Genomic DNA, 19506 nt, shown 5'->3' on the forward strand with positions numbered 1-19506 from the left:
TGGTTTATTCCGAACGCTTATGCTGATGGTTTATTCCGAACGCTTATGCTGAAGATGAAGTTCGTGTCGATTATTTGCTACCTCGGGATAACCGCTGCGTGTGGGACTTTGACGTTTTCGTAACAGAGTCGGAAAGATTAGGTTTTCTTTTTGCCAAGCAATGGGACGCTTTTGATGCATTACTCAAGCCCCAAGGCATATCTCATACTGTAAGTAGAATAAATGCGTTTAACCAACGCTCTAACGCATCGCATCGCAGCTTGGGGGCGCAAGAATGTGGGTGGGCACTATTTCTGTGTATGGGACCGTTCCAGTGGATGCTGTCCAGCCAACGGCCATTCGTTGCGTTTGGCGGCCGGCCAGCGCTACACGTAGGGCCCAAAGTGCCATCAAAGTCTTGAGGTTTCCAAAGTCATCGGACTTTCAAGCCTCAATGCCGGTGAGGTAGACCCGAGCCAATAAATTACTCGGTTTGTTCCGCAGGTGCGTTGTTGATGATCGTGGTGATCGGCAACTCTGCCGGCTCGGCCCATTTCCCAACACTCTGTAATTTGTCGCGCAAAATTGTCTGGGGGAAGCCGAGTTCAATTGCTTTGTGCGCCTGGACAAGTGCCTTGTCGTAGTTTTTCTGGTCAAAGTAATGCAGCCCGATGTTGTAGTGGGTAAATGCACTGTCTTTGGCGTAGTTTGTCGCGATTTCCAGTTGCTTGGTGGCCTCTGGAATGCGCCCCTTGCTGTTAAGGTATCTCGAATAAATCATGCGAACAATGGTGTCGTCCGGACTGAAACGCACAGCCCGTTCAAACCAGCACTCAATGGTGTAGCGAGAGCCGCTGGGTTGGGGGGTTTTTTCCTTTTCACCCAGTCGCATCATCGCCAAGAGCGCCCGATGATTGTTCGGGATGGCCCTGAGCGTGTAATCTATATCGCCGCCTGGAGTGGTGCCCGTTTTTCCACGTACTAAAGCTTCAACCTCTGCGGTGAAATGATTATCCAGTACGATGGGGAGCTTGTCCCGATCCGTGCGGTAGTCATAGGGACCGTACTGGCCCTGGGCCCGCAATGGCCCGCAGGTTGATTGTGCAAACGCTGCGGAATTGCCTAAAAGAACTACTAATGCAACGATTAGCGTCCCCATAAGTTTCAGTGGAACGGTTTTGTTGACTATATCCACAGAGACTTCGAGTTTCATGGAAATTCCCTGATTCAGTCTAATTTGATGAGTCGTTTCATTGCTTGCTCGGCACAACCAGCTTGTCAAGCCACCGGACGGTCAGCTCTGCAACACGGGTACGCGATATCGAGCTTGAAAACGTGTGGTCTGAGGCAGGGAGATCATGACGGCTTACCCATACATGTCCCAGCATGCCCGACCAGGCAGCGTCAGCGCTTACATGCTCCAGGAATTCTTTTGCAGTGTAATCTTCGCCGCTTAAGACGAGAAGAATATTCCCATTTAATTTACGCCAGGCCATAGCCATTCGCTGCTGAAATGATGGGTTATTTTTGCCACTCACCGGAGGTATTTGCCCTGAGAATGCGGCCTTGAGATTGCTTATCAACCCGCTGGCTGCGCTTGCCGCTACCTTGCCGCTTAACAGCTTGAACCAAAACTCTTTTTGCGTCAAACGCCGGGTGTAATAGTGCTTGACCTGGGTGCGTGCCAAACTGGCCTCGGACCGAACCCACGGGTTTAGCAAACACAAGCCACTCACCCGCTGGTCATGGGTTTCATGGCAGTAAAGCAGGGCGGCTGATGCGCCGTCACACAGGCCCCACAGGGCCACTTGTTTGACAGAGGGTATGCGTGCCTGCAGCGCGTCAATTGCGGAGGCAATGTCGGCGCTCACGGTTTCGAAATCTCGTTGCCGGCCTTCGCTGTCGCCCATGCCCCGGTGGTCAAACCGCAGCACTGCGTAGCCGGCGGCTGCCAGCGCGCGAGACAAAAGCACAAACTGCCGGTGGCTACCGACCCGGTACTGCGGGCCACCCACAATCACGATGACGCCGGTCTCGGCAGGTGTTTCTGGTCTGGCCAGAATGCCCAACAGCGTGTCGCCCGCGCAGGCAAAGAGGGTTGTCTCTTCGGTGTAGTTCATGCGGGTACGGCGGACATGTGGGCAAGCGCGGCCGTGGTCACTGCAATCAATCCGGGGGCTTCTTCAATTTCAGTGGTTTGCCAGAAGGGGGGGCCATGCACTACGTGGCTGCGTACTTCAAAGCCTGCCTGCCGCCACTGTTCGAGTGTTTTGGTTGACGCAGGGCTCAAGCTGGCGTCTTCGCGGCTGGATAGTTCAAACCATTCCAGGCGAGGTACATCGGCCTTATTGGCTGGCGGCACAAGGGCGGCATGCTCAAGCCCGGCGGCCAGCCCGGCCGAGAGCTCATATCCGGCAATTTCAACGGGTGAGCCTTCTGCCAACTGCCGGCGCAGGGCTTCCATGGCGCCTTTTGCTTGTCCGCCCAACATGTCGCCAGCGACTTTAAGGCGCAAAAACTGTTGCAGCAGCGGTTTGCCGGCAGAGGGCGGCTGCCAAAAAAGAAAGTTACAAGGCTCATTCAGATGTCTGGCTGCTTCCACTGCCACCAGGCACCCGGCGCGCAGACCCCACAACCAGAGCGGTGTTTTGCTCAGGCCAGCGCTTTGCGCATTAGCGCGGCTGCGCAGCCAAAGGCTAGCTTGCACCACGTCGTTCAGCCAGCTCTGCCAGGTGGCATCGCCGAAATCCCCGGAGCTGTCGCCACAACCTGACAGGTCGATCTGCAGCACCGAAAATCCTGCTTGAGCCAGTGCCCGTGCCTGCAATGCGCCCATGCGGCGGGATTTGTTCATTTCCTCGGCAAAGGGGTGGATGTAAAGAACCAGGCCGAGTGTCGTAGCGCCTTCACCGGGGTGATACAGGCAAAACCGTTGACCGCTGCCAGCCGGTTCAACCGGCAGGAAAAAAGCCTCAGGGCGCACGGGCACGGCTCGTCAATCGGCCAGTTTGCTGCTGACAAAGTCAGACAGCGAGCCAACTGTGGCAAAGGTCGAACCATCAATGTCGTCATCGTCAACTACCAAGCCAAACTGCTCCTCAAGAGAAGTGATGAGCGTAACGACGGCCATCGAATCCAACTCGGGAATAGCGCCCAGCAACGGTGTCTCGCGGGTGAATGTAGCCGAGCGTCCATTCAAACCTAGAACTTCGTCAACTACACGAAGCACTTCTTGTAATATGTTCAATTAAAGCTCCCTGAAAGCCAACTCGGCCCGCTCGGATTATTTTAGGTTCCAAAAGCTTGTGTGGGTTGTGATGTGTCTTTTGTTCACCTGCGTTTTCTCAATTGACGTGGCTTTTTGAATTTCCATGACCGAATCCACACTTTTGTCCGAACTGATAGCCCTGACTGCGCAGCGTTCGCCGCACGCGATCGCACTGACCAGTGGCGCCTCACAGTTGAGTTATGGTGATCTGTATGCTGGTGTCGGCCGGTTCGCCGCCGGCTTGGTGGGTTTGGGGCTGCTGCGCGGTGAGCGGGTGGCCATTTATCTTGAAAAGCGTTTTGAAACCGTCATTGCCAGCTTTGGCGCACCAGAGGCCGGGGCGGTATTTGTGCCAGTCAATCCCCTGCTCAAACCGGAGCAGGTGGCTTTTATTTTGCGCGACTGCAATGTCCGCGTGCTGGTGACTTCGCCTGAGCGTCTCACCTTGATGCGAGACCTTCTGCCCGGATGCCATGACTTGCGGCATGTGGTGGTAACCGATTCGGTGGCGAACCCGGACCAGGCGGGCGAGAGCATGAACAAAAGCGTGACAGAGAGCGTCGCAAGGCCTTGGGAGCTCACTCACTGGAGTGACTTGCTCCGCAGCGCGCCCAGGCCCGGACACCGGGTCATTGATACCGACATGGCCGCCATTCTTTACACCTCGGGCAGTACCGGAAAACCCAAAGGGGTGGTGCTATCGCATCGCAATATGGTGGCGGGCGCCAAAAGTGTGGCGTCATACCTTGAGAACAACGCGCAAGACACACTGCTGGCGGCACTGCCTTTGTCTTTTGATGCGGGGTTCAGTCAGCTGACCACAGCATTTCATTCGGGTGCGCGGGTGGTGTTGCTGAACTACCTGATGCCGCGCGATGTGCTCAAGGCGATGGACCGGGAAAAAGTGACCGGCCTGACCGCCGTGCCGCCTTTGTACATCCAGCTGGCGCAGCTGGAATGGCCTGCGGCCATCAACCAGAACTTGCGCTATTTCGCCAACACCGGTGGACGCATGCCGCGCGAAACGCTGAACCTGCTGCGCCAGCGGGCGCCCCAAGCCAGCCCCTTCCTGATGTACGGATTGACTGAGGCTTTTCGCTCCACCTACCTGCCGCCAAGCGAGGTGGACCGGCGACCTGACTCGATCGGCAAAGCCATTCCAAATGCCGAAATCCTGGTGCTGCGGGAAGATGGTTCACCCTGCAGCCCCGAGGAGCCTGGCGAACTGGTGCACCGCGGTGCCCTGGTGGGTATGGGTTACTGGAACGATGCCGAAAAGACGGCTGAGCGCTACAAGTTGTTGGCTTGCGACGCGCCCGGACGAGAGCCGGGCCTGCAGTTGCCCGAATACGCAGTTTTTTCGGGTGACACGGTCCGTATGGACGCCGAAGGGTTTTTGTATTTTATTGGCCGACGCGATGAGATGATAAAAACATCGGGTTACCGGGTGAGCCCCACCGAGGTGGAGGAAATTTTGTACGCGACCCAACTGGTGGGCGAGTGCGTGGCCTTTGGCGTGGATCATCCAAGCCTGGGTCAGGCTATACATGTGATAGCTACTCCCGCAGGTTCGGCGGGGGCTACAGATATGAATGCCTTGATATCTGAATGCCGCGCACGGCTGCCCGCGTACATGGTGCCTGCGGGCATTGAAATGGTCGCCGGGCCGCTGCCGCGTAATCCCAATGGCAAGATCGACCGAAAATTGTTGTCAGCCGAGTGGGTTCAGCGGCATTCCGATTCCGCTTGAGCGCACCCCGACCTGCAATTAAAAACGGAAGAAAATTTATGTCAGTCACTGAACATCAGTTGCCCGTACATGCCCCCATGAATCAATTTCACGTTAGCGACGGGGAACTGGTAATCGGTGGCGAGCGCTTGTCAGTGCTCGCTGCGCGGGTGGGGCAAACGCCTTTTTACGCCTACGACCGCTCGTTGGTGCGCGCACGGGTGGCAGCGCTGCGCCACGTGCTACCTCAGGAGGTCAAGCTGCACTACGCGATGAAGGCCAACCCGATGCCAGCGGTGGTCGGGTTGATGGCCGGGTTGGTGGACGGCATTGATGTGGCGTCTGCGGGCGAGTTGCGGGTGGCAATGGATGCCGGGGCCAACCCGCAGGACATCAGCTTTGCCGGTCCCGGCAAGCGTGACGCCGAGTTGCGCCAGGCAGTGGCGTCGCGCGTGCTGATTAACCTTGAATCATTTCGCGAAGTGGTGGCACTGGCGGCGATTTCCAGCGAGCTGGGCCTGCCGGCCCGTGTGGCGGTGCGGGTTAACCCGGATTTTGAACTCAAAAGTTCGGGCATGAAAATGGGAGGCGGCCCCAAGCAGTTTGGCGTGGATGTGGAGCAGATACCTGTTCTGCTGGCCGATATCGGCCGGGCAGGGCTAGCCTTTGAAGGCTTTCATTTATTTGCCGGTTCGCAGAATTTGCACTCAGAGTCCATTTGTGAAGCGCAGCAAAACTCTTACGAGTTGGCGCTGCGGCTGGCACAGCATGCGCCCGCGCCGGTGCGCTTTTTGAATTTGGGGGGTGGCTTTGGGATTCCCTACTTTCCGGGTGAGCAAAGGCTGGATCTGGCACCTATTGGCGACAACCTGGCCCGACTCGCCCAGCGGGCCCAGACCGAGCTGCCCGCTGCCTCGTTTGTCATCGAGCTGGGCCGATACCTGGTGGGTGAGGCCGGTGTTTATGTGGCCCGTGTTGTCGACCGCAAGACATCACGCGGGCAGGTGTTCCTGGTGACTGACGGCGGGCTGCATCACCACTTGTCCGCGTCAGGCAATTTTGGGCAAGTGGTTCGCAAGAACTATCCCGTCACGATTGGCAACAAGGCTGATGCGCTGGAAAAAGAGACCGCTTCTGTTGTCGGGCCCCTGTGTACCCCCCTAGACCTGCTGGCCGATCGCATGAGTTTAGCCCCGGCACAAGTGGGCGATCTGGTGGTGGTGTTCCAGTCGGGCGCTTATGGCGCAAGCGCCAGTCCGCAGGGGTTTTTGGGGCATCCGGCTTGTGTTGAGGTTCTTGTTTAGGGGCGGACCACTAAAGAACCCCGCCTGGCTGCTCGCGGCTTTGGGTGGCTTGTTTGCAGGGTCGGTACTGGCCTTGCGCCATCCCCTGTGGCCAATGGCGGCGCTGGTGTTCTTCTGGCTATGGTGCGCAACGACGGCCTGGCGGCCGGGCGTATGGCTCTTTGTGCTGCCCGCCTGCCTGCCGTTTCTGAATTTCTCTCCGTGGACGGGGTGGCTCGTCTTTGATGAGTTCGACATCTTGTTGCTGGGGGCCCTGGCAGGCGGCTATAGCCGTTTGGCCTGCTCTTCCCGATCAGGCACCGACGCAAGAATGCCTGTCGTTTTTTGGGGGCTGATGGCTTCGCTGGCTGGTACGGGCCTGTTGGCTTTTTACCGCGGATTGGCGGACGCCGGTGGCTTTTCCTTTGACTGGTTCGCCGGCTATACCGACTCGTTGAACAGCTTGCGCGTGTTCAAGAGTCTGGGCTTCGCGCTGCTTTTTACTCCCTTGCTGCAACATGAACTTGCCCACTCCAGGGGGCTTGCGGGTCAGCGGCTGGCCACCGGCATCGTGGCGGGGTTGACAGTGGTCACGCTGGCAGTGGTGTGGGAGCGTGCAGCATTTCCCGGGTTAACGAATTTTTCGACGCACTACCGCACGGCCTCCCTGTTTTGGGAGATGCATGTGGGGGGCGCGGCGATTGACGCTTACCTGGTTTTGACCACGCCTTTTGTTGTGTGGGCCGTCGTCTCTGCCCGTCGCCCCCTGGCTTGGGCAGCCGCTGCTGCACTGGCTTTGCTGACGGGCTATGCCTGCCTGACCACGTTTTCCCGTGGCGTCTACCTTGCCGTTGCGGGATCTTTGGTACTGCTGGGCATGTTGTTGCGGTCGCAAAAGACTGATTTCAAAGCACGGGAATTTTTGGGCCGCGTCTGGCGACGCCACGGGCCCGAGGGCTGGCGCGCGAAGGCAGGACTGATGCTGTCGCTGGCACTGGTTGCCGAGGTGGTGGCTGTAGTGGGCGGAGGTTCGTTCATGACCGAGCGCCTGGCCAGTACAAGCCGTGACTTGGCTAGCCGCCTTGAGCACTGGCAGCGCGGCCTTGACCTGCTGGATGGCCCCATCGACTGGGTGCTGGGTAAGGGCCTTGGGCGCTTTCCCGCAAACTATGCAGCTCAGGGTCCGCAAGGCGAATTTTCGGGTGATGCGAAGATGCGCTATGAACAGGAACCAGGCGCGGTAGCCAACGGTTTTGTGACCGTGCGCGGCCCCGGCACGGTGGAAGAACTGGGCGGACTGTATGCTTTGACGCAGCGGGTGAGTCAGGTTTCAAAGGGTCCGCACTTCGTCAATCTGGAAGTTCGGGTTCAAAAGGAAACCGATGTTCACCTCGAACTGTGCGAAAGACATTTGCTGCATGACGGGGGTTGCCAGTCGGCATTCGTTCGCGTTTTGCCGGGCAAGACCGCATGGCAAGCGCTTACGCTGCCGCTGGTAGGTCCGGTTTTGGCGGGCGGGGCGTGGCATACGCCACGCCTGGGCATTTTCTCGCTGTCGGTCGGTAACGCCGGAGGGGTCGCGGATTTCGACAATTTGCGGTTGATCGGGCCGCATCGGGAGGAGTTGCTAGAGAATGGCGAATTCTCCAAGGGGTTGACGCACTGGTTCCCCGCCGCACTGTCCTATTTTGTACCCTGGCATATGGACAACCTGTTTCTTGAAGTGCTGGTCGAGCGGGGGCTGGCCGGTTTGCTGCTTCTGGCTGCGCTGGTGACCTATGCGCTTTGGCATCTGGTGATTGGCCGTGCCCGGTCGCTGCCATTGTCCCCTTACCTTACGGCTTCTGTGTTTGCGGCCTTGTTGGTGGGGCTGGTTAGCAGCTTCATGGATGTGCCCAGAGTGGCTTTCCTGTATTACTTCTTGATACTTTATTCTATTCAAACGACGTAAGAACTTGATTGTTACTGAAACGTTTGTAATGATTTGTTGTCTTTATCCTACGTCATTATTCGTCTTTCACCCCTCCATCTATGCAATAAATGGCGTATAGCATGAAAGTCTTATCTAGGCGTTAACCATCTAGGCGTTACCCGTAACTCTGCAGTTAACTCTAACTGTAAATCAGCATTTACCTTTTGACTTTCGCTGAGCTTATCGGCAGCATGATGGGCATAGGTGACGGGTGCTTGTGCGCAGTATTTACTTGGTTTTTATCGTGAGACCTAAGGTTTAACGTGATAAAAATATTCAGTCATTACTTTTACAGGCTGACGCTTTTACAGATTTTCTTTGATCTTGGCCTGGTGGTGTTTGCCACGACGGCAGCCATCCTTCTCCAGATGGAGAATCCGGCTTCAGCTTCAGTCGCATCTATCGTTTTGATCCCGGCACTCTTGTTCGCTGTCGGCATGCTGATTATCAATTCCGGTCTTGGGCTTTATGGCCGAGTGCATAGCCGTACAGTGGGGCAAACCAGTGCCCGCGCGGTTCTCTCCTTGTGTATTTCGTTTCCCTTAGCCTACGTAATTGTTCATCTTTCACCTCGCCATCTGGACGATGAGAGGTCTTTTGTGCTGGCGCTGGTGGCTGCAGGGGCTCTGATGCTGGTTAACCGGGTGCATGTAACCCACACAAAGCGTCCGCGTGTATTGGTATTTGGCGCGGGTAAACGTGCCAAGCTGGTTGGCGTAGCACTGAAAAAGGCAGGTCCCGGCGCGGATCTGGTGGGGTATTACGCCGGCCCCAATGAGGACGTTAAGGAGGTCTCCGCATGGGCGCTGTTGTCAACCGAAAAGTCCCTCACTGAAATTGTGCGGGAGCATCAGGTCGATCAGATCGTGGTCGCCTTGTCGGAGCGTCGTGGTGGCAGTATGCCTCTGCGTGAATTGCTCGATTGCAAAGTGCAGGGTGTTCAAGTGGTCGACATCGCCACCTACTTTGAAATAGCCTTGGGTCAGATCAGGCTTGACGCAGTGTATGCAGGGTGGCTCATTTTTGGCGAGGGATTTAACCAAGGCTTGGTGCGCACCATGAGCAAGCGGCTCTTCGACATTGTGTGGGGGACGCTGTTGATTCTGCTGACATTGCCCATCATGCTGGTAACTGGCATTTTGATTTTGATGGAGAGCAGTGGCCCAATTTTTTACGTGCAGCAACGTGTTGGTCTTAACGGGCGACTTTTCTACCTGATCAAATTTCGCAGCATGCGCACCGATGCCGAGAAAGACGGCCAACCCCGTTGGGCTTCGGCGACTGACGACCGGGTCACGCGGGTCGGCCGCGTGATACGAAGGCTGCGCATTGATGAGTTGCCGCAGCTGTTCAGTGTGCTCATCGGCCATATGAGTCTGGTGGGACCGCGTCCGGAACGACCTTATTTTGTGGCCAGACTGATCAAAGAGATGCCGTATTACGCGGTACGCCACAGTGTCAAACCAGGCGTAACCGGGTGGGCACAGGTACGGTACCACTATGGAGCCTCTATCGAAGACTCAGCTGAAAAACTCCAGTACGACCTTTACTATGTAAAAAATAACAGTTTGCTTCTTGATTTTGTCGTTCTCTTTGAAACCGTGGGTGTTGTCCTGATGTGCAAGGGCTCGCAATGAGCTGCTCACCACTATGGTTTTGACGGTGCTGCGGTGCCTCAATTTTTGAGCCATGCAAAACGATAGCGGCACCCTTGTATTGGCGGCGTGGGGCTATGGCTTGGTGGGCTTGTCCTATTCTGCTTTTGTGCTTCGGCTGATTCATCTCGGCTATTTGCGCTCAGTGCGCGAGCGGTCCAAAACAACGGTCATTGCGGCAGTGACATTGAGCGCCCTTTGGGGATGGACTGGGCTGGCGTTTTTGTTGACGGGAATACCGCTGTTCTTGTTGTTCAGCACCGTGTCCGACCTGCTCAGGTACGGTTGTTGGTATGCATTTTTGTTGATCCTGCTTCGCTCAAATGGTGCTCCAGACAGACCGGTCGGCATGACGTGGATAACGCCGCTTGCAGTCGCTGTGGTCTTCTTCGGACTCCTGGCGCAGACCTTAGGCGCATTGCGCATCAGCGTTTTCGGACAGGCCTCAAGATCGATTCTTTTCAGCGCAATGGCCTCGGCGGTCTTTGGCCTGGTCTTGCTTGAGCAGGTGTTCCGTAATGTGACCGAAGATTCGCGCTGGAACATCAAGCCCTTGTGTCTTGGTCTGTTCAGCGCGTTTGTGTTCGACTTGTATGTGTTCTCGGAGGCCGTTTTATTCAATCGCCTGGACGCAGACGCCCTTAGCATACGAGGTACTGTACATACTTTAGTCGTGCCGTTGTTGTTGTTGTCAATGTCGCGGCGCAGCGACTGGATTTCAAAAATTCATATATCTCCCAAAGCAGCGTTTCAAACCGCCACGCTGCTGATGGCCGGCCTGTATCTGATATTCATATCGAGTGTGGGCTACTACGTTCGCTACTATGGAGGCGAGTGGGGGCGTGCACTCCAATTGGGACTGGTATTTTTTGCCCTTGTGATCCTGCTGGTCCTGGGACTGTCGGGAACCGTGCGTGCCAAGTTGCGGGTATTTTTAGGCAAGCATTTTTTTCGCTACCGCTTTGACTACCGCGAGGAATGGTTGAAGTTTACGCACACCCTGTCGGCGAACAATACTCCGCAGGAAATGGGGCAGCAGGTGATTCGCGGTCTGGCAGGCATGCTGGAGAGTCCAGCGGGGGGGCTGTGGATGAAGGCGATGGGCGAGGCGGCGTTCAGTCAAACGGCACGCTGGAATCTGCCGCAAACGCTGGAAAAGGAAGAAGGCAACTCGCCATTTTGCCAATTCATGATAACCAGCGGCTGGGTGATCAACTTGGAGGAGTACCGATCTCATTCCCAGCGCTACGGCGAATTGAAGCTACCGACCTGGCTGCAGGAGCTGGCCCAAGCATGGCTGGTCGTGCCGCTCATGGTGGGGAAAGAGCTGATTGGTTTTTGTATTTTGGCCAGCCCGCGTACGCGCATCGACGTGAACTGGGAGGTCAATGATCTGCTGAAAACAGCAGGTCAGCAGGCGGCCAGCTTTTTGGCCCAGATGCAGGCCACAGAAGCGCTGCTGGAGGTGCGCAAGTTTGACGCATTCAATCGCATGTCGGCCTTTGTGGTGCACGATCTGAAAAACATTGTGACGCAACTCTCGTTGATGATGAAAAACGCCAAACGATTGAGTCACAACCCTGAGTTTCAGCAAGATATGCTGATAACGGTTGAGAATTCACTAGACCGAATGCGGCAGTTGATGCTCCAGTTGCACAAGGGGGCCACACCCGGGACGGCCTTCGGGGTGAACCTGGGCACAATCATTCAGCGTATTGAGGCGGTGGCGGCCGGGCGCGGCAGAAAGCTTGAGGTTCAGTCGTCGGAGCCGGTCGTGACCCGTGGTCATGAAGAACGATTGGAGCGCGTCATAGGACATGTTGTGCAAAATGCTTTTGATGCCACCGAATCGGGCGGGCGCGTTTGGGTCTGTCTTGATCGCTTGAACGGTCAGGCGAGGATTGTGGTGGGGGATACTGGAAAAGGCATGTCCCAGGATTTCATTCGGGATCACTTGTTCAAGCCGTTTCAGACCACCAAACAGGCCGGTATGGGCATTGGTGCTTATGAAAGCTTCCAGTATGTGCAGGAATTAGGTGGGCGCATTGACGTGTCTAGCGAATTGGGGCAAGGTACCACGGTCACAATGCTCCTGCCTCTCTTTGAAAAGCAGAAAGAATCAGACCTTCACTCGCTGGAGCTCTCATGAAATCTGAAAAAACACGTTCGTTGCTGATTGTGGAAGACGACCTGGCTCTGCAAAAGCAAATCAAGTGGTCGCTCGACCGCTTTGACTCGGTGACCGCGCATGACCGGGAAAGTGCGTTGTCGCAATTGCGTAAAAGTACGCCCGCCGTTATTACCATGGACCTGGGACTGCCGCCGGATGCGGACTCGGTGTCTGAAGGGTTCAGGCTGCTCGAGCAAATTTTAGCTTTTGATCCGGACATCAAGGTGATTGTTCTGACCGGGCAAAACGACCAGGCCAATGCCTTACGTGCCGTTGCCATGGGTGCCTATGATTTTTTCGCAAAACCGTTCGAACCCGAGTTGCTCAACCTGACTGTTGAACGAGCCTTCAGGCTGTTTGAGTTGCAAAGCGAAAATCGGCGTTTGCAGTCAATGCATCAACCCGATGCCCTGTCGGGGCTAATGACGCGCGACCCCGAAATGCTACGCATCTGCCGCACGATTGAAAAAGTGGCGAGCAGCAATGCCACGGTCATGTTGCTGGGCGAAAGCGGCACGGGAAAAGAACTGCTGGCACGCGGTCTGCACCAGTCGTCACCCCGAAGAGCAGAAAAATTTGTTGCCATCAACTGTGCCGCTATCCCGGAAAATCTCCTGGAAAGCGAATTGTTCGGGTTCGAAAAAGGTGCGTTTACCGGCGCGTCGAAACTGACGCTGGGTAAGATCGAAATGGCCGATGGCGGTACGCTGATGCTTGACGAGATTGGCGACTTGCCTTTTCAGTTGCAGGCCAAACTGCTGCGATTTTTGCAAGAAAGAAAGATCGAGCGCGTGGGGGGGCGGCAGGAAATTCCGGTGGATGTGCGAATCGTCTGTGCCACCCATCAGGATTTGAGCGCGCTGAGCAAGAATGCCCCGTTCCGCGAAGATTTGTATTACCGACTGGCGGAAATCGTCGTCAATATTCCGCCACTACGTGCCCGTGTCGGAGATGCGGCGCTGCTGGCGCACGCGTTCGTGCGACGCTTTGCACAGGAACAGAATCGATCCTTGATGACGCTCTGCGAAGATGCCGTCCGGGCGATTGAGCAGCACCCGTGGCCGGGCAACATCCGGGAACTGGAAAACTGCATCAAACGTGCGACCATCATGGCAGAAGGCAGCCAGATTTCCAGTAAAGATGTGGGTTTGAAAAGCACGGTGCCGGATGAAGCTGATGATTCACTGGACTTGCGCGTCATTCGTGACAACGCGGACAAACGGGCAATTACTGCGGCCTTGGGCCGCGTCAATGGGAATATGGTCAAGGCGGCTGAATTGCTAGGGGTGAGTCGGCCCACGCTTTACGATTTGATGCACCGGCTCGGATTGAAGTAGTTTGCTTCGGGTTTAACTTTCATTTCAGGCTAACCATGAACTCCAAAAAAACGGATGCTCGCACGGTTCTTTCGGCCATTCTGGTGTCGCTGCTGTTGGCCGCTTGTGGAGACACACCGCAAGCCATGCTCCTCTCTGCCAAAAACTACCTGGCGAAAAACGACACCAAATCGGCGGTCATTCAGATAAAAAACGCGTTGCAGAGCGATCCAAATTTACCCGAGGCACGCTTTTTACTGGGCACCGCGCTGCTGGAAAGTGGGGACCCCGTAGGCGCCGAAACTGAGTTGCGCAAGGCCCTGGAACTGAAACACCCGCAAGACCTGGTGATTCCTCCGCTGGCCAGATCCCTGCTGGCGCGGGGGCAGGCGAAGAAGGTGACGGATGAATTTGCCAACATCGAGTTAAGCCAGCCGGCCGCCAAAGCAAGCCTCATGATGACGCTTTCGTCTGCCTATGCCATGCAGGACAAGGCGGAACTTTCACAGGCGGCCTTAAACGCGGCCCTGCTGGCGGAACCAGGCTACGCGCCGGCCCTGATTGAGCAGGCTCGACAAAAGGCGGGGCAGGGTGATATTGATGGCGCGCTGGTGATGGCGGATGAGGCGATTGCCAAATCTCCGAAAAGCCATGAAGCCTGGAAATTTAAAGGCGATCTTTTACTGTTTGCAAAAAATCAGGTCAAAGAGGCATTGGAGGCTTACCGCAAAGCAACTGAAATCAAGCCGGATTTTATTGCCGGCCATGCCGCCGTCACTATGATTCTGCTGCAAAAAGGCGATCTAGCCGCAGCGGCAGCGCAAATTGCGCAACTGAAAAAAATTGCGCCGAATCACCCGCGCACCACTTACCTTGAAGCGCTGCTGGCTTTTCAGAAAAAAGATTTCAAGCTTGCCCGAAATCTGGTGCAGCAGGTTGTAAGAGTGGCTCCGGGTAGCGTAGAAAGCCTGCAATTGGCGGGTGCCGTGGAGCTTCGATTCAATTCACTGCTGTCAGCGGAAAGCTATTTAAGCAAGGCCGTGCAGGCCGCGCCAACGCTTGCATTGCCCCGTCGCCTGCTTGTTGTAACCTACCTGCGCGCGGGGCAACCGGCCAGGGCGATGGAGACTTTGCTACCGGGCTTGAAGCAGGAAAAAATTGATCCCGAACTGCTTTCACTGGCGGGCCAGGTCTATCTTCAGAACGGTGATCTCAAAAAGGCGGAGGAGTACTTCGAGAAGGCGATCAGTCAAGTGCCCAAGGACGGCGGAAAGCGGACCGCCCTGGCGTTGACTCATTTGATGAGCGGCTCGGTCGACACTGCATTTGAAGAGTTGCAGAATATTGCCGGTTCGGACGCGGGCACCACTGCGGACCTGGCGCTGATCAACGCACATCTGAGGCGTCTGGAGTTTGATAAGGCGTTAAAGGCCATCGACGGGCTTGAGAAAAAGCAGCCTGACAAACCATTGGCAGCCTTTTTGCGTGCCCGAACCCTGTTGCTCAAGGGAGATACTGACGGTGCGAAAAAGAGCTTTGAGCGTGCCTTGACGATTGATCCGTCGTACTTTGCGGCCGTGGCCAGTCTGGCGGAGATGGATCTGGCGGCCAAAAAACCTGAGGACGCAAAGAAGCGAATCGAGGCGGTGCTGGCCAAAGACCCTAAAAATGGCCAGGCCTGGTTGATGCTTGTTCGACTCGCGGGACGGTCGGGGACTGCAAAAGAGGACATGTCCCGGCTCATCGGCAACGCGGTGGCGGCCAACCCGACAGACCCGGCACCACGATTGTTGCTCATCGACTTCCATCTGCGCAACAAAGATTTCAAGCAAGCCTTGTCGGCAGCGCAGAATGCAGTATCGGCGTTACCAGACCGCCCCGAGCTTCTGGACGCATTGGGCCTGGCGCAACAAGCATCCGGGGAATTTAATCAGGCGATTGGCAGTTACAACAAGCTTGCGGCCATGCAACCGCTGTCGCCGCGGCCTCAAATGCGCCTGGCTAACGCGCATCTGGCTGAAAAAAACAAGGAAGCGGCGTACAGCAGCCTTCTCAAGGCCCTTGAAATCAAGCCCGATCTGCTCGAAGCGCAGCGTACTTTGATCGCGCTAGATCTGGATGGGAAAAAGTTTCCCGCTGCTTTGACGACGGCACGCACGGTGCAGCAACAACGCCCCAAGGAAGCGGCGGGCTATGTGCTCGAAGGTGATATCAACCTCTCCCAAAAAAACTGGGACAGTGCAGCAACGGCTTATCGCGCCGGGCTGAAGCAAGTGAACTCTTCAGAGCTGGCCATCAAGCTGCACTTTGTGTTGCTGGTTTCTGGCAAAGTCGCTGAAGCCGATAAATTTTTGGCCAGTTGGCAGAAAAACAACCCCAAAGATGTCGCCTTTCTGCTTTATCTGGGCGGCAGAGCCATTGAACGCAAAGACTACAGCGGTGCAGAAAAAAGTTATTTAGAGGTGCTCAAGTTGCAGCCCAATAACGCGGGTGCGTATAACAATTTGGCATGGGTGAGCGCTAAACTCAACAAGGATGGTGCGATCGGCTACGCTGAAAAGGCAAATGCCCTGGCACCCAATCAACCGAGATTTATGGACACCCTCGCGATGATACTCTCAGAAAAGGGCGACTACGCGAAGGCAGTGGAACTTCAAAACAAAGTACTGGTGTTGCAGCCGTTGAATCCTGTATACAAACTCAACCTGGCAAAAATTCATATTAAAGGCGGAAATAAAGGTCTAGCGCGAAAAAAACTGGAGGAACTCAATAAACTGGGCGATAAGTTTTCAGCTCAGCCGGAGGTTGCGGCGCTCCTGAAAAATCTGTAAGTCTGTCGGTTTTTCTTACAACTCTCAGGCGAAGTGAACACCAGAAAGCATAAATACCAATAAAAATCAACGGGCAAAACGAACGGCATAAAAATTGCGTTGCTTATCAATTGACGGGAGCCGGGATTTAATGTGTTCGCTAAGTTCTCAAGCAAAACCATTGCATAGGGTAGTGAGCTAGTTAGTGAGCTAGTTTTTTCGCACAATTGCGGTGCATTTGCTAAGATTAAAGCGGTTTAAGTCGGATACCCGGCGCAAACCGTTAAAAGAATTGCGGCTACGCGTGGGAATCGATATGAGCACTGAAAATATTGAAGCGCCAGGCCAGGGCAAGGCAGGGGGACTTTCATCTGCGGCTCTCGCTCGCCGTCGTATCCTTCTCAAGGGTGTAGGTAAGGGAGCGGCCGTTCTTGCAGCGACTGTACCTCTCCAGACTTTGGCGGGTCAGAGGCTCATCACATTTGATGGCCAACACCAGTGCAGCATCTCGGGCATGCACTCTGGCGTGCATTCGGCTACTACGACTGCGGCGGTATGTGGTGGCTACGGTCCCGATTGGTGGGGTCAATCAGAGACAATCAACGGGAAGCGGGTGCCCAGCCATGCCTGGCCCGTTCCCTTCAAGACGCAGTGTAAACAGGTTTTTAAGGCCAGCGGTTATTGGCGAAATACTGATGGCGGTTTTCCGACGCTGTTTGAGGTCCTATCGCCGGCAGATAATAGCCGCAATTTCGCGGATACAGATGAATTTCACTGGATTTGCGCTTGGTTGAACGCTTTGAGCTTCAGCTTCAACTTCCCCTACTCGGGAGACGAAGTGCTTGCCTTTTATAACCAGGGCAGCGCTTCACCGGCGTACAGAGATGCCCTGGAGTTTTTCAAGACGTACATGGAAACGCACACTTCATAAGTATTGGCAACCGGGACGCTCTTGTCATTTGCTGGTGAATCAATCTCAATCGCCTTGCCTTGTGGTTTGGCATCTGAACACGCTGGCATCCCTGCACTGGAGATGCTGGAATGATGAGTGGGTGGTATTTGACGTTGGGTCGGGACAAACCCACCAGATGGACACGCTGACGGCAGTCACTCTCATGATGGTTGAGAGTACCGCGAGCACGCTCCCCGAACTAGTGTCACGGATTGCTGATGAGTTGCTCATCCCCAGCGATAACCAATTATCGGACGCCGTGGGGGGCATCCTGGAGCAGTTGGCAGCCACTGGCCTGATTGAGTCGACGCTGCAATGATTTTGTCTGAGTTAAGCACAGCCGAAGTCAGTCATCGACTTGGCAGTGAAGGCCTGACCATTCGGACCGGCCCCTTCAATTTCAGAATCATCTCAGAGCTTGAGTCCGTTGGGGAGGGTCTGAGGCTGCTTTATGCTGACTTCCCACTGGTTGACCCTCAGGAGTTTGTCGACTTTACCGTGACTCTGGCCCAAAGCAGAGGATTACGAAGATGGTGGCGGCCACAGGTTAAATTCGTCTATGACGGGGAGCATCCATTTGCCGCCTTGCCTGTAGATCATGCATTTCCCCTGCTTGAATGGGCAATGAACTGGTGTATCTCGACCCAAGCCCATCATTACCTTTCGCTGCACGCTGCCGTGGTTGCGCGAAACGGTTGTGCCGTTATCATGCCAGCCCCGCCAGGCTCGGGAAAAAGCACTTTGTGCGCAGGTCTCGTCAGCCGGGGCTGGCGGCTGCTCTCGGATGAGCTGACTTTGATTTCGCTGACGGACGGCTTGATTGCACCGCTAGGTCGACCTATCAGCCTGAAGAACCAGTCGCTGCAAGTAATCAGCAGGTTTGTGCCGGGCGCGGTGCTGAACCGGGTGACCCATGACACCTCCAAAGGATCAGTCAGCCATATGAAGGTTCCCACTCTCCATGTGGACCTCCATGAAGATCAGGCGCGGCCACGGTGGGTGGTATTTCCGCAATATGTTCCGGCTGCCAGAGCCGAACTTACTGCGCGTTCGAAGGCCAACAGCATGCTGGAGCTGGGCCGCAACGCATTCAACTACACCGTGCTCGGATTAACCGGCTTTGAATTGCTCGCAGACGTCATCACGACCAGCGATTGCTATGACTTCCGATACAGCGAACTGGAAGATGCAGTGTCGGTGTTTGACGATCTTGCAGAGCGGGGAAGGGCATGAAGCCGAGCCTGCTTTCGCAAGTCTGGGCGCAACCGGATCAGCGGCCCCAACTGACTCTGTCGGAATGGGAGAACATTTTGGGCCAGGCCAGACAAGCAAGATTGCTGGGCCGTCTCGCRCAGCACCATGCTGAGCGCAATTGGTTGGCCGCAGTTTCAGAGAGGCCGCGACAATACCTGGAAGGAGCACTGAGGTTGGTTGATCGCCAGCATCATGAGGTGCAATGGGAAGTGGACTGCRTCAGGCGCGCGCTGAAACATGTCCCTACTCCCGTTGTTATGCTAAAAGGGGCAGCTTACTTTGTGGCCAACCTGCCTCCACGACATGGGCGTCTGTTTTCTGACATAGACATCATGGTTGCGCGAGATCGTCTCCCGGAAGTCGAAGGCGCGTTGTTCCGGGCTGGTTGGATCAGTGAAAAAAGAGATGCCTACAACGAGCGTTACTACCGTCAGTGGATGCACGAGATTCCGCCGATGAAGCATGTGCAGCGCGGCACGGTGATTGATGTTCATCACACCATCACACCTCCGACCTCGCGATTCAAGGTCAATGGTGCCCAACTGCTGGAGCGCGTGGTGGCCATTGACGACAGGGCTGACTTGTTCGTTCTGGCACCAGTGGATATGGTGCTTCACAGCGCTGTGCATCTGTTTCAGGAGGGCGAATTCAGTCACGGCCTGCGCGACTTGCTGGATATCAACGATTTGCTGAAGCACTTCAGCAAAGATCCTGGGTTTTGGAGTGCACTGTTCGCCAGAGCCAAGGAGCTGGGTTTGGGCGAACCGCTCTTTCATGCGTTGCACCACACCCAACGCCTCTTTGGTAGCGGCACACCTCTGGATTTACGCCATGAACTGCAGGATATCCAGCCGAACTGGATGACTCGCCGGGTGCTGTCTGTATTGCTCAACCGTGCATTGCAACCGCTCCATCCGAGCTGCGATGACTCCTTTGGCAATTTTGCCCGCTGGTCTTTGTACATTCGATCCCATTATCTGCGGATGCCCTGGTATTTGATTGTTCCGCATTTGACTCGGAAAGCCTTCATGCATTACTTTCCAAAGGGGAATACTGCAATAGCTGACGCTGATCACACGGCACATTGATAGCGTGGGTTTGACCTGTGGCTCAATATG

The 19506-nt window shown here is 55.5% G+C and carries 15 protein-coding genes; 11 read left to right on the plus strand and 4 right to left on the minus strand.

Going from position 1 to position 19506, the window contains the following annotated elements; all coding sequences use genetic code 11:
- Positions 1-463: 463 nt before the first annotated feature.
- The 4 genes from AC1DUR_RS24120 to AC1DUR_RS24135 are packed head-to-tail and all read right to left on the minus strand — an operon-like array spanning position 464 to position 3226.
- A complete protein-coding gene (locus AC1DUR_RS24120; RefSeq protein WP_477719974.1) occupies positions 464-1192 on the minus strand; it encodes an ABC transporter permease in 729 nt (242 codons plus the stop codon).
- Between the two features lie 37 nt (positions 1193-1229).
- Positions 1230-2099, minus strand: a complete 870-nt coding sequence (locus AC1DUR_RS24125; protein ID WP_477719973.1) for a hydrolase 1, exosortase A system-associated — start codon at positions 2097-2099, stop codon at positions 1230-1232.
- Positions 2096-2968 carry a hydrolase 2, exosortase A system-associated gene (locus AC1DUR_RS24130; protein ID WP_477722251.1) on the minus strand — a complete coding sequence of 291 codons (873 nt, stop codon included), beginning with the start codon at positions 2966-2968 and terminating at the stop codon, positions 2096-2098. The genes AC1DUR_RS24125 and AC1DUR_RS24130 overlap by 4 nt, the downstream gene beginning before the upstream one ends.
- 6 nt (positions 2969-2974) lie before the next feature.
- Positions 2975-3226: an acyl carrier protein gene (locus AC1DUR_RS24135; protein ID WP_477719971.1), complete on the minus strand. Its 252-nt coding sequence runs from the start codon at positions 3224-3226 to the stop codon at positions 2975-2977.
- A 124-nt stretch (positions 3227-3350) separates the two neighbouring features.
- On the opposite strand from AC1DUR_RS24135, the gene AC1DUR_RS24140 reads away from it, so the two are divergent.
- The 11 genes from AC1DUR_RS24140 (at position 3351) to AC1DUR_RS24190 (ending at position 19476) form a co-directional block, all read left to right on the plus strand.
- Entirely contained in the window at positions 3351-4997 is a 1647-nt protein-coding gene (locus AC1DUR_RS24140) for an acyl-CoA ligase (AMP-forming), exosortase A system-associated (RefSeq protein WP_477719970.1), read from the plus strand.
- Between the two features lie 77 nt (positions 4998-5074).
- Complete coding sequence (locus AC1DUR_RS24145) at positions 5075-6280, plus strand: pyridoxal-dependent decarboxylase, exosortase A system-associated (RefSeq protein WP_477719969.1); 1206 nt, start codon at positions 5075-5077, stop codon at positions 6278-6280.
- 73 nt (positions 6281-6353) lie between these two features.
- The gene (locus AC1DUR_RS24150) at positions 6354-8210 is read left to right on the plus strand and encodes an O-antigen ligase family protein (RefSeq protein ID WP_477719968.1); all 1857 of its coding nucleotides are present in this window, start codon (positions 6354-6356) and stop codon (positions 8208-8210) included.
- A 284-nt stretch (positions 8211-8494) separates the two neighbouring features.
- On the plus strand, positions 8495-9868 hold the full coding sequence (locus tag AC1DUR_RS24155) for a TIGR03013 family XrtA/PEP-CTERM system glycosyltransferase (protein ID WP_477719967.1): 1374 nt from the start codon (positions 8495-8497) through the stop codon (positions 9866-9868).
- Positions 9869-9920: 52 nt separating this feature from the next.
- On the plus strand, positions 9921-12035 hold the full coding sequence (prsK, locus tag AC1DUR_RS24160) for an XrtA/PEP-CTERM system histidine kinase PrsK (RefSeq protein WP_477719966.1): 2115 nt from the start codon (positions 9921-9923) through the stop codon (positions 12033-12035).
- A complete protein-coding gene (prsR, locus tag AC1DUR_RS24165; protein WP_477719965.1) occupies positions 12032-13393 on the plus strand; it encodes a PEP-CTERM-box response regulator transcription factor in 1362 nt (453 codons plus the stop codon). The genes prsK and prsR overlap by 4 nt, the downstream gene beginning before the upstream one ends.
- Positions 13394-13428: 35 nt before the next feature.
- Positions 13429-16203, plus strand: coding sequence for an XrtA/PEP-CTERM system TPR-repeat protein PrsT (prsT, locus tag AC1DUR_RS24170; RefSeq protein ID WP_477719964.1), 2775 nt, complete (start codon positions 13429-13431; stop codon positions 16201-16203).
- 295 nt (positions 16204-16498) lie between these two features.
- A complete protein-coding gene (locus AC1DUR_RS24175) occupies positions 16499-17113 on the plus strand; it encodes a hypothetical protein (RefSeq protein ID WP_477719963.1) in 615 nt (204 codons plus the stop codon).
- Complete coding sequence (locus tag AC1DUR_RS24180; protein WP_477719962.1) at positions 17067-17453, plus strand: HPr-rel-A system PqqD family peptide chaperone; 387 nt, start codon at positions 17067-17069, stop codon at positions 17451-17453. Before AC1DUR_RS24175 ends, AC1DUR_RS24180 begins: the two co-directional genes overlap by 47 nt.
- A complete protein-coding gene (locus tag AC1DUR_RS24185) occupies positions 17450-18367 on the plus strand; it encodes an HprK-related kinase A (protein WP_477719961.1) in 918 nt (305 codons plus the stop codon). Before AC1DUR_RS24180 ends, AC1DUR_RS24185 begins: the two co-directional genes overlap by 4 nt.
- On the plus strand, positions 18364-19476 hold the full coding sequence (locus tag AC1DUR_RS24190) for a nucleotidyltransferase domain-containing protein (RefSeq protein WP_477722252.1): 1113 nt from the start codon (positions 18364-18366) through the stop codon (positions 19474-19476). The genes AC1DUR_RS24185 and AC1DUR_RS24190 overlap by 4 nt, the downstream gene beginning before the upstream one ends.
- Positions 19477-19506 lie beyond the last annotated feature (30 nt).

Source organism: Polaromonas sp. P4_F4 (genome assembly GCF_056401355.1).

Excerpts from the sequence above, each read along its gene's own strand:
- AC1DUR_RS24120 (WP_477719974.1), bottom strand. The coding sequence starts at position 1,192 with ATGAAACTCGAAGTCTCTGTGGATATAGTCAACAAAACCGTTCCACTG.
- AC1DUR_RS24125 (WP_477719973.1), bottom strand. The coding sequence starts at position 2,099 with ATGAACTACACCGAAGAGACAACCCTCTTTGCCTGCGCGGGCGACACG.
- AC1DUR_RS24140 (WP_477719970.1), top strand. The coding sequence starts at position 3,351 with ATGACCGAATCCACACTTTTGTCCGAACTGATAGCCCTGACTGCGCAG.
- AC1DUR_RS24145 (WP_477719969.1), top strand. The coding sequence starts at position 5,075 with ATGAATCAATTTCACGTTAGCGACGGGGAACTGGTAATCGGTGGCGAG.
- prsK (WP_477719966.1), top strand. The coding sequence starts at position 9,921 with ATGCAAAACGATAGCGGCACCCTTGTATTGGCGGCGTGGGGCTATGGC.
- prsR (WP_477719965.1), top strand. The coding sequence starts at position 12,032 with ATGAAATCTGAAAAAACACGTTCGTTGCTGATTGTGGAAGACGACCTG.
- prsT (WP_477719964.1), top strand. The coding sequence starts at position 13,429 with ATGAACTCCAAAAAAACGGATGCTCGCACGGTTCTTTCGGCCATTCTG.
- AC1DUR_RS24175 (WP_477719963.1), top strand. The coding sequence starts at position 16,499 with ATGAGCACTGAAAATATTGAAGCGCCAGGCCAGGGCAAGGCAGGGGGA.
- AC1DUR_RS24180 (WP_477719962.1), top strand. The coding sequence starts at position 17,067 with ATGCCCTGGAGTTTTTCAAGACGTACATGGAAACGCACACTTCATAAG.
- AC1DUR_RS24185 (WP_477719961.1), top strand. The coding sequence starts at position 17,450 with ATGATTTTGTCTGAGTTAAGCACAGCCGAAGTCAGTCATCGACTTGGC.